Annotated in this window: 7 protein-coding genes; 6 read left to right on the top strand and 1 reads right to left on the bottom strand. The window is 66.0% G+C overall.

Going from position 1 to position 11,325, the window contains the following annotated elements; translation table 11 throughout:
* Positions 1 to 340: 340 nt before the first annotated feature.
* On the bottom strand, positions 341 to 493 hold the full coding sequence (locus tag ABD211_RS12070; protein ID WP_344129481.1) for a hypothetical protein: 153 nt from the start codon (positions 491 to 493) through the stop codon (positions 341 to 343).
* A 347-nt stretch (positions 494 to 840) separates the two neighbouring features.
* Here ABD211_RS12070 and ABD211_RS12065 point away from each other — a divergent pair, with 347 nt between their 5' ends.
* From ABD211_RS12065 to ABD211_RS12040, 6 genes are all read left to right on the top strand, one after another.
* Positions 841 to 1,566 (top strand): hypothetical protein, encoded by a 726-nt coding sequence (locus ABD211_RS12065; RefSeq protein ID WP_344129478.1) that lies wholly within the window; start codon positions 841 to 843, stop codon positions 1,564 to 1,566.
* A gap of 979 nt (positions 1,567 to 2,545) precedes the next feature.
* Positions 2,546 to 2,857, top strand: a complete 312-nt coding sequence (locus tag ABD211_RS12060) for a hypothetical protein (protein ID WP_344129475.1) — start codon at positions 2,546 to 2,548, stop codon at positions 2,855 to 2,857.
* Between the two features lie 775 nt (positions 2,858 to 3,632).
* Positions 3,633 to 6,191 (top strand): WD40 repeat domain-containing protein, encoded by a 2,559-nt coding sequence (locus tag ABD211_RS12055; protein ID WP_344129472.1) that lies wholly within the window; start codon positions 3,633 to 3,635, stop codon positions 6,189 to 6,191.
* Complete coding sequence (locus ABD211_RS12050; RefSeq protein WP_344129469.1) at positions 6,188 to 7,030, top strand: lipase family protein; 843 nt, start codon at positions 6,188 to 6,190, stop codon at positions 7,028 to 7,030. The genes ABD211_RS12055 and ABD211_RS12050 overlap by 4 nt, the downstream gene beginning before the upstream one ends.
* Positions 7,031 to 7,074: 44 nt before the next feature.
* Positions 7,075 to 9,027, top strand: coding sequence for a hypothetical protein (locus tag ABD211_RS12045; RefSeq protein WP_344129467.1), 1,953 nt, complete (start codon positions 7,075 to 7,077; stop codon positions 9,025 to 9,027).
* Entirely contained in the window at positions 9,024 to 11,234 is a 2,211-nt protein-coding gene (locus ABD211_RS12040; RefSeq protein ID WP_344129464.1) for a WD40 repeat domain-containing protein, read from the top strand. The genes ABD211_RS12045 and ABD211_RS12040 overlap by 4 nt, the downstream gene beginning before the upstream one ends.
* The last annotated feature ends 91 nt before the right edge of the window (positions 11,235 to 11,325 follow it).

The raw sequence follows: 11,325 nt of genomic DNA, 5'->3' as shown, positions 1-11,325 counted from the left end.
ACCTCCCCAGCGAGTTCAGCTCGCATGCGAGTAACTGAGTTAATGGCGTCCGACGTCGTCTTTGCAGGCACCCGTACATGGTGGAGACGGTGCCGCGGGGGCCCTGGTAGCCCCTTGTCGGCCCAGACTGGGAGGTTCGCGCACGCCAGTGCGTCGATGAGCCCGTGGGTGCGGGCGGCGGTCAGGCCGTGGGTAGTGCTTGGCAGGGCGGGTGAAGCCCAGAGCAGGTGGCCTCGCGCCCGGCCAGGACTTGGACGTTGACGCCGTGGCGGCGGTGCTTGCCCAGTGGCACGGTCGCTGGCCGGCCACCCGCTCGATTGGGACGTGAGTGCCGTCCAGATCACCCGCAGCGTTGCACTGCCGACCGCTTGGCGAGATTGCGTGCATGAACGGAGAGCAGGCCAACCGCCGCACGCAGGTGGCGGTAGACCGTGCCCACACCGAAGCCGAACGCGGCAGCCAGCCAGTGGTAGGTATCGCCGTTCGTTGCCACGCCAACGCCGGCAGGGACTGATGGCCAGGCTCAACGCGGCGTCACCGCGATCCGATCCGAGCACGGTGGTGTCGGATGAGGTCCGCCAGAACGATCAGGCTACGTGTCGCCAGCGGGATCGTGGAAGGATAGGCAGGCACGGCGCTCCCCGGAGATGACAGTGGTCTTGGTCGACTTGTTCATTTTCCAGGAGCCCTGTCCGGCACGGACCGCGGCTCATCGTCTGGCTTGACTTACCCGGCAGGTCGAAAAGGCGTCACTGGATTCCGAAGTAGACCATCAGTCGATCGCAAGGAGGCACAGTGGTTGGCCGGCAACTCGGGATCCTCTTCGCCGACGATGCGTGCATGTCCTACCTGCAGGAGATTGCCGATCGACGCGTACGAGGCGGGAACGGTGATTGCCGCGTGTCGTTTCCCGTACGTTCGCGGGTCAGAGCGGACGCGGTGTTGATCGCATATCGGAACGCCGTGCACTTCCTAGCAGGCGTAGATCAGGAACGCCGAGCTGATGACATCCGATGGGCATTCGGATTGCGATCGTTGACCCCGCTCGGCCGACCACTGGAAGTGAGCCGCCTGCGGGCAATGCTCCGAAAGGATCAGCGGCGTCCGTTGGATAGTCAGGGGGAGCTGACGGAGAAGGCCAGCACGGTTGTGCTCGATGTTCTCCTGGCCGAGAACCCCGAACTCGATTCAGTGATCGGAGCCCTGTTCAATAACCGGGACATTGATCTGCCCACCCAACGCAAGGCGGCGCTGGCCGAGGAGCGAGACACCCTAGCAACACTGTGCGCCTTCACCGGCGCTCCTGACCTTCTACCAGCCAACGGGTTCCTGGCTGAGGACGAGATCGACAGCATCGCCGACCGTGAGTCCTTCCTGCCCTCGATGCCTGGCCTTCCGCCACGAGAAGATCCGATGGTTGAACACGACGCGAACACGTTTCTCGGCTGGTCACGCCAAGAAAGCGACCGGCTAGCAGTTCGGAAATTCACTGACGGTAACGGTCGTACATTGGAGATAATGAATGTGAACCGATGGCCGATCGAGCACATGTGTATTCAGTCTTAAGGGACCGGCCGCGGTGCGATCTCCAGCGCGATACAGCGGGATGTCCCCAGGTGCGTTCGACGGCCGCGAGCACGCACCGCGTCTCCGATACTGGAATTTCGAACCCGCCGTCAGGCAAGCGACGAAGCCCGGGCCCACTCAGCACCATACGATCTCGACATAGGTGTGCCTGCCATTCGCCCGCCGCCGGGTTCGACCGGCGTGTCGTCAAGATGGAACACCTCCGCACAGTCGGTGTGTAGCACTGCCATACGAGGCATGGCCCTCCTAACATCCCGATGTATGCCGCATGAAGTGATCAACTGTTCGGCTTGGTTTGGGTCAGCATTCGGTGGAGTTCCTCGGGTACGGGCGGCCCGGCTCACTCATGTGGTGGTCGAGGTGCGAACTGGCGCCGCGGATGTGCAGGCGCCGACGGTGGGCCGGGATCTGGGCGATCGCATCGGCCCCAGTTCTTTTGGATGCGGTGACGCAGGCAGCGCAGGCCGGCGCCTGGTGTGCTCTCGAACGGTCGGCACGTGGACTTGGTCGGATCGGCGTGCACAAGGCCGCCGACTTGCTCCGCCACATGTGGGGGACACGACCGAGCGTTCCATGTCCCAGCACGCCGTTCTCGAAGGCCTTGCCGGCTGCGCGCCAGCGTCGACAATTCCACCGTGCTGGTTGTGTAAGCGAAGCGCGTGGTCCGTAGGTCCGAACTGGAGTAGGCCGGCAAGCGCCAGTCGGCGTTGTCGCCAACGTGCCCCCGTTTACCCCCCGAAAACCCCATCCCAGCGGTGACTATCAGTGACAAGCGCTCATCGTTGTCCGGCGGTGTTAGTGCAGCTCAGTGCACGAATTTGACAAACAGCGATAAACGAAATCGGATTACGTTCCGTAACAACCAGTCGTGGGTTCAAATCCCACTCGAGGTTAGCTCGGACCCGCATGGGCGGGAGCTACCTACGATGTTCCTACCGGCAACGCCAAGATCGTTAACGTGATGCTCCCGATGTTTCGGGATTGGCTGCCGGATGATGGGATGGGGTCATCCGGCGTCAACGGCGTTGAACCGATGTCAACGGTGTTCAAAGGGCGTGCCGTGACCTGCCGAAGTGCCGTTTCGGCAGGTCACGGCTGGGTGGTGGACCGTGTTGACACAGAGGTCCTCGCTCAACAGCGTCCAACTGCGCTCAACGGCGTCGAACCGCAGGTCAACGGCATCATCGAGGGTGACAAGGTTCCAGTTCCGCTCCCCGCGCACTTCGGCGTTCCAGAAGTTCGGGCGACTCGGCATGATCAAGTCGGGTGACGCGACAACTTCCTACGTGAACTGCGGCACTTGGAGCCACGTATCCACTCCAGACGCTGCCAAGTAACGACAGCTTCCGAAGTGTAGAAGCGCTCGGTCGATTGCCGTTGACCTCGTCTGACGCTGGCCGAGGGTGACCGCTTCCGAAATGTGGAAGCGCTCGGCGATTGCCGTTGACCACGGCAAACGTTAGCCGAGGGTGACCGCTTCCGAGATGTGGTAGTCCTGCTTCCAGGGATGGCCGCTTCCCGAGCGTGGAAGTGCTCCTGCCCCGGCACTGAACGTAGGTGGGCCGGACCGGCTGTTCAGGCGTCGGGCACGACAACTGGTCGTAGGTGGTTGTGGGTCGCAGGAGTCGTTACTGGCCGATGCAACGAGCCGTGCCCCCACCGACCCCGCACCCACTCGATCAGAGTCTCGTCAGTGATGCCGCGGTTGGAGTGGCTGAGCTCGACGATGACACTTTCGACGCCCACATGGGCCATCACCTCCGTACTGGCACAGTGTTCACTGGCACGCGGCGCGAGTCCGGGTGCCGTATCGGTCACGGAGTGCGCGTTGCCGCGGGCGCTGGGGCCGAGGACGGAGTCGGGGTTGCGGGGCCGCTGGCGTCGGGCTGCCGTTGGGCGGCGGCGATGCGCTGCGCACCGCTGATGTCGTTCGTTGCTGTGATCGAGGTCGGCCGGTTCATAGTCCATCGGCTAGTTCGGGATGTTTTTGAGCCGATCGCACGTACGCTGGCGACGGCAGTCTGTGTTGCAATGTCGTCGACCGTATGGCAATCGCGAATGCCATTGTGGAGGCCATTGTGGTGGGACTCTACGACGAAGCTGCTGTGCAGGCTCGCATCGCGGCGGAGCTTGAACCCCTAGCGCGGCCACGTCGCGACGCCGGTCAGATAATTGCACCGCCTACCTATGTACGTCGTCATGGCCCTGAGCACGCGGACGCGGGCGCCACGTTGGCTGATGGCCCGTTCGTCTCGGCTGAGTTCCTGCCTTTTGCTGATCCTCAACGGCTCCGGCCGTTACTGCGAGTCGACGCTCGGGCACCGACGGCCGGTTCGGCTCATCAGCGTCTCCTGGCCGCGTTTCGTCAGTGCTCGTACGCGTGGAATTGGGATCACCCGACCCAGAACCGTGAAACGTTGGCGTTCCATCAGCGTGCCGTGGAAGGTTCGATCACATCGCCGGAGCCCATCGGGCTGTGGCATACCGTTTGGGCCCGATGGGCTGCCGGATCTGGATGGGTCGTGGGCCGCCACACCGGCCGCATTGCGGCAGTGGCGACCGCCGTCCTGCCCGACGGGCGGGTCGTGGCCGTCACCGCCGGTCACGACCGCGTCGTGCGAGTGTGGGACCTTACCGTCGGCGCCGCTGTCGGCGATCCCCTCGCTGGCCACACCGACGCAGTGGTGGCGGTGGCGACCGCCGTCCTGCCCGACGGGCGGGTCGTAGCCGTCACCGGCAGCTACGATCACACGGTGCGGCTGTGGGACCTGACCACCGGCGACCCGATCGGCGATCCCCTCACCGGCCACACCGACGCAGTGGTGGCGGTGGCGACCGCCGTCCTGCCCGACGGGCGGGTCGTAGCCGTCACCGGCAGCTACGATCACACGGTGCGGCTGTGGGACCTGACCACCGGCGACCCGATCGGCGATCCCCTCACCGGCCACACCGACGCAGTGGTGGCGGTGGCCACCGCCGTCCTGCCAGAAGGGCGAGTCGTGGCCGTGAGCGGCAGCGCCGATGCCATGGTGCGGATGTGGGACCTGAGCGCCGTCGCGCCGGTTGGCGACCCCATCGCCGGCCACGCCAGCACAGTAAACGCGGTAGCCACCGCCGTCCTGCCTGACGGTCGGGTCGTGGCGGTCACTGGTAGTTTCCACGGTTCGGTGCGGATGTGGGACCTGAGCGCCGTCACGCCGATCGGCGAACCCTTCACCGACGACATCATTTGGGTAAACGCGGTAGCCACCGCCGTCCTGCCAGACGGTCGGGTCGTGGCCGTCACCAGCAACTGGCACGACACGGTGCGAATGTGGGACCTGGTTACGGCCACCCCCGTCGGCGACCTACTCACAGGCCACACCAGCACAGTGGAGACGGTGGCCACCGCTGTTCTGCCCGACGGGCGGGTGGTGGCGGTCACCGGCGGCCTCGACGCCACGGTGCGGGTGTGCGACCTCGCCAATGCCTCCCCGGTCGGCGATCTACTCACGGGTCACACCAGTACAGTGGAGACGGTGGCCACCGCTGTTCTGCCCGACGGGCGGGTCGTGGCGGTCACCGGCAGCGACGATCACACGGTGCGGCTGTGGGATCTGACCACCGGCGTCCCGATCGGCGAGCCCTTCACTGGCCACGTCGATAAGATCAGAGCCGTGGCCACCGCTGTTCTGCCCGACGGGCGGGTCGTGGTGGTTACCGGCAGCGACGATCACACGGTGCGGCTGTGGGATCTGACCACCGGCGTCCCGATCGGCGAGCCCTTCACAGGCCACACCGACGCAGTGGTGGCGGTGGCGACCGCCGTTCTGCCCGACGGGCGGGTCGTGGTGGTTACCGGCAGCGACGATCACACGGTGCGGGTATGGGACCTTGGGTCCGGCGTCCCGATCGGCGAGCCCTTCACCGGCCATGCCCACCAGGTGGTGGCGGTGGCCACCGCGATCCTGCCCGACGGACGGGTGGTGGCGGTCACTGGGAGCTGGGACGCCACGGTGCGGGTATGGGACCTGACCAGTGCCTCCCCGGTCGGCGAGCCCTTCACTGGCCACACCGCCATGGTGGAGGCGATCGCCACCGCTGTGCTGCCCGACGGGCGGGTCGTGGCCGTCACTGCTAGCACCGACGCCACGGTGCGGGTGTGGGACCTGTCCACCGCCACGCTGATCGGTGACCCCCTCATCGGCCACGCCTACATAGTGTCGGCGGTAGCCACCGGTGGTCTTCCTGATGGGCGGGTCGTGGCCGTTACCGGCGGCGCCGACGCCACGGTGCGGGTGTGGGACCTGGCCAGTGCCTCCCCGGTCGGCGAGCCCTTCACTGGCCACACCGGCATGGTGGGGGCGATCGCCATCGCTGTGCTGCCCGACGGGCGGGTCGTGGCTGTCACTGCTAGCACCGATGCCACGGTGCGGGTGTGGGACATCGCGGTCGGGACGTCGGTAGGCCATGCGCTATGTGTGGTCGATCCGGCTTGCGCGCTGGCGTGGGAGCCCTCCGAGGGTGGGGCATTAATATTCGCGGGGCCTGGCCTCGCACGATTGACCCTTTCATTGGCGGAAACCCGGCCTGCGGTTGCGGGTGGAGAAGTGGTGGCGTCGTGACTGTGGTGGTGGGTGTGCACGGCATTTGGCAGCAGCAGCGGGGTCGCCAACAACTGCTGGCGGAGTGGGGCACAGCGCTGGGAGATGGCTTGGAACGGGCGGGTCGCCGTGCCGCGTCGGTGGCGTTGGACATTGCGTTCTACGGTCACCTGTTTCTGCCCGACCTTCAGGGCAAGTCCGCAGTGGATGACATCGATCTGTTGGGCGAGGTGATGCCGGAAGAGTTGGCTGATCTGACCGATGCCGTGCTGGAGATCGACCCGGGCGCGGACCTCGACGACGAGTACACGAAGGGTGCACCGGCAATTCCGTTGCCGGTGCAGCGACTTGTCCGGTACGTGGATCGGCGCTTCAATTTGCCGGTGGGTGCGTTGATGCTGGGTGAGTTGCGGCAAGTACGCCGCTACCTGTGCGATCCGCAGTTGAAGGCGGCAGTGGATAGGGTAGTCGCCGAGATTGTCTCCGGAGACACCCGAGTGGTGGTGGGCCATTCGTTGGGAACGGTGGTCGTATTGGAGTACATGCGCCAACATCCCGGCATGGTCTTTGACCTGTTATTGACATTGGGGTCGCCGCTGGGTTTGCGGATGATCCGCAGGTACCTGCCGGACCCGACTTTCGGGGTAGCGGGTGGCAAGCCGGCCACGGTGGGCCGGTGGGTAAACGTGTACGACCCACATGACGCGGTCGCCGCCGCGGGCGGCTTGAAGCAGGTGTGGTCGGCGGTGGAGGACCGGATCGTGGACAACCAGGTCGATGCCCACAACGTGCAGCGGTACCTGTCGAAGAGGGTCACTGGGGATGCGATCGCGGCTGTGCTGCCGGGCACTGGCCGATGACAAGTCCCGCCAACAGGTCCGAGGTACCGCTTCGTCGTCACTTCGTGGCAATGGTCAGCGCCGCCTACGACGATCTACGCCTGCCGGCGTTGCCCGGCCTGGACAAGGAACTGGCCGTGCTGACGGCATGGCTCTGCTCGGAAGAGCTGTCGCCGGATCGCCACTTCACCCCGGCCCACACCGACCTAGCCCGCAACCCCACCTCCGGCGAGGTTCGCACGCTTATGTCGGCTGATCATGAGTGGTCCCCGGATGACGCAGGCGTGGTGTTCGTGACCGGTCACGGCGTCCGGAAACATGGCCGACACTGGTTGGCCTTCCGCGATACCAGGCTCGACAACGTGTTCGGCACCGCGGTGGAGACCGCTCAGTTCGTGGGCGCAATGGCCACCCGAAGTTACGACAACCTCCTGGTAATCGTGGACGCCTGCTACAGCGGGGCGACCGGCGAAGCCACGATCGCGTTCGACACCCCGATCCCCGAGCATTGCCTCGTCTTGGCCAGCGCCGGCGCCAACCAGCCGGCCTACGTCGGGACACTCACCGGAGTCATCGGCGAGATCCTGGCAGAGTTACGGTCCGACGCGCCTAGCCCGTTTGGTGACCAGCCATACCTGCGTGAGGACCATTTCTTCACCGAAGTCAACGAACGACTCAAGGCGCATGGCCAGCATCTGGTTCCGCTGGGGCATCGGCTGCTGACCGCCCGACCCAACCGGTGTCTGCCTAACCCCCGCCACCGCCCCGACACGGTCCAGCCGTCGCGGCGGGATCTGGCCATCCGCGCCGACGATCTCGCCGCCCACTGGGATCCCCGATCGAGGGGTGTCGTGTCGGCTGGTGAGCTGGGCTGGTTGTTTACCGGCCGCGCCGATCTGATGCGCCAGCTCATCGCTGCGGCCAGCGGGCCGGCTGGCACCACAGTGGTGACCGGCCGGGCCGGGTGCGGCAAGTCCGCCGTCCTGTCCAGGTTGGTCACTCTTTCCGACCCAGGGTTCATCGACAACCACGCAATGCAGGTCGCCGTGATCCCCGATGATCTGAAACCTTCGCCGAACGCTGTTGATGTGGCCGTACTGGCCACCGGCAAGCTTTCCGCCGACATCTTCGCCCAGGTCCTCTACGCCCTTGACATCCCCCTTGCCGCGTCAGTCGGCACCGTGCCGTCGCTCGCCGACATGCGCACGGCCTGGGCCACCCGGCCCAGCAAGGACACAGGCCTGGTCACGGTCGTGGTGGACGCGGTGGACGAGGCCGCCGACCCGGGCAGTCTCATTGACGACGTGCTGACCTCGCTCGCGGCCGACGGTGGCATACGGCTCATCATCGGGGTCCGCGCACCGAGTCCCGACGAACCCAGGCCGGAACCACCCACAGCGGCGCTGAGCGACCTTATCGCTGAACGACTCGCCGCCACCCGGCTGCAGATTGACCGGCCTCCCCTGTGGCGGGTAGACGATCTTGCCGACTATGTCGCCCAGACCCTCACCCAGGCCGATCACTCACCGTACAGGCACCTCGTAGTCGATAAGCTTGCCGAGGTCGCACGACGTATCGCTGCCGATGCCGGGTCGTCGTTCCTCATCGCACGCCTGGCCGCCAGCCAGCTCGCGACCCGCCCCGAGATGGTAGACATGGATTCTGCGGCGTGGCAGCACGCTATCCGGGCGGGGGTGGTCGGCATGTTCGGCGAGAACCTGCGCACCTCCCTCGGCCAAGACGATCGCGAGCGCGTGGTAGATCTGCTGCGGGCGGTCGCGTTCGCGTTCGGGCGTGGCCTGCCCTGGTACCAGATCTGGCCGCGGGTCGCCAACGCGGTGTCCCTCAACGGACGGGCTTATGGCGACGCCGACATAAGGTGGCTGCTCCAATCACCGCTATCCGGCTACCTGGTCACCGACACCGAAGACGACGCCACTGTCTATCGGCTCTTCCACGACGAGCTGCGTACCGCGCTGCGCGTACACGCGCACGAACTGCTTCAAGCCCAGCCATGAGCAGCATCGAGGATGTGGAGCGGCGGATTACCCGCGCGCTGGCGGACCTAGCTGACCTAGCCGAGCCATTGGACCGAGGCGGCCAACCTTCGCTGCCTCCGCCGTACGTGAGGCGACACTTCGTTGAACACGCCGCCGCTGGCGACACCCTTAACAACACCATCGTCCCTGATGCATTCCTGCCCTATGTGGATCCGGTTCGGCTTCGGTTGGCCGCGTTCAATCAGACTTCAGCGCCGAAGCTCAGTTGGTTGCCGCTGTTGCGGCGGGTTGGCCACCGCTGGGACTGGCACCGTCCAGAGTTCAACGACGCTGCGCTGCAAATATGGGGCGCCGCCACCGGCCACCCCTACCAGCGCCAACCCGCCGCCCGTGGTGGTTTCCATGTTCGCTGGTCCACACGTTCTGCCGATGACAGCGAGATCGTAGCCGCGTCCGTAACCGTCAGCTGTGTCGCGACCGCGACCCTGGACGACGGCCGAGTCGTGGCCGTCACAGGCAGTTACGACACCACGGTGTGGATGTGGGACCTGGCCACTGGCGCTCCGATCGGCGGCCCGCTCACCGGCCACACCGGTGAGGTGGCAGCAGTGGCCACCGCTGTGCTGCCCGATGGCCAGGTGGTGGCCGTCACAGGCAGTTACGACACCACGGTGCGATTGTGGGACCTGGCCACTGGCACCCCGGTCGGCGACCCACTCACCGGCCACACCTCCCTAGTGACGGCAGTCAGCACCGCCGTGCTGCCCGACGGCCGGGTCGTCGCAGTCACCGCCGACCACACGGTGCGGATATGGGACCTGACTACCTGCAACCTGGTCGGCGACCCACTTATCGGCCATACCGCCGCAGTGCGGGCAGTCGCCATCGCGACCCTGCGCGACGGGCGGGTCGTAGCCATCACCGCCAGCTTGGACGACACGGTGCGGTTCTGGGACCTGGCCACCGGCACTTCGATCGGCGAACCCGTGAACGGCTATGCCCTTGTGGAGGCGGTGGCCACCGCTACTTTGCCCGACGGCCGGGTGGTCGCCGTTACCTGCGGCTGGGACGACACGTCGCGGATATGGGACCTGACCACCGGCACTCCAATCGGCGATCCCCTCACCGGCCACACCCGTCAGGTGGTGGCCGTGGCGACCACCTGGCTGCCCGACGGCCGGGTCGTGGCCATCACCGGTAGTTACGACACCACGGTGCGGATTTGGGACCTGACTACCGGCAACTCTATCGGCGATCCCCTTACTGGACATACCTGCCCAGTGGTGGCGGTGGCGACCACCTGGCTGCCCGACGGCCGGCTCGTGGCCGTCACCGGCAGCTACGACGACACGGTGAGGGTATGGGACCTGACCACTGGCAACCCGATCTGCGACCCTCAAACTGGACACACCGGCCCAGTCTCGGCGGTGGCCACCGCGACTCTGCCTGATGGTTGGGTCGTGGCTGTCACGGGTAGCTACGACGACACGGTGCGGGTGTGGGACCTGACCACTGGCAACTCTATCGGCGATCCCCTCACCGGCCACACCGCCCCGGTGGCGGCGGTGGCCACCACCGTACTGCCCGATGGCCGAGTCGTAGCTGTCACCCGCAGCCTCTACATCGACACGGTGCGGGTGTGGGACCTGACCACTGGCAACTCTATCGGCGATCCCCTCACCGGCCACACCGCCACCGTCGCGGCGTCTGCCATGACCGTCCTATTAGATCGCCGGCCGGTGGCCGCCGCCGTGCTGCCCGACGGCCGGTTGGTGGCTATCATCGGCAGCAGCAGGGACGACAGGGTGCAGGTGTGGGACCTGACAACGGGCATCGCGATCGGCGACCCCCTTATTGGCCACACCGGCCCAGTCGCAGCAATCGCCACGGCCGTGCTGCCCGACGGCCGGGTCGTGGCTGTCACTGGTGGCTGGGATGACACTGTGCGGGTGTGGGACGTGACCACCGGCACTCCGATCGGCGACCCCCTCATTGGCCATGCCTCCGCAGTCGCAGCAATCGCCACAGCCGTGCTGCCCGACGGCCGGGTCGTAGCCGTCACCGGCAGCGATGACGCCACGGTGCGAGTATGGGGGATAGCCGATGCTGTGAGCTTGGACGTCCTACCAGTGCCTGCGCCAGTCGTAGCCGTTGCTGCCACAAACGAAGGGACGATAGTCATTATTGCGGGATCCCTGACCATTGCTGCCGACCTGATTCTTTGACTCGAGGCCAGCCCAGCGGTCACTGGGCGAGGTTCGTGTCGTGTCACTTCGACTGGCGTATCTTGGCGTCCCCAGCGCCATGGTGAGGCGA

It is taken from the genome of Luedemannella flava, from assembly GCF_039528515.1.
Taxonomy (GTDB): Bacteria; Actinomycetota; Actinomycetes; order Mycobacteriales; family Micromonosporaceae; genus Luedemannella; species Luedemannella flava.
Note: the sequence above shows the minus strand (reverse complement) of the source record. Positions and strands in the feature narration are given on the sequence as shown.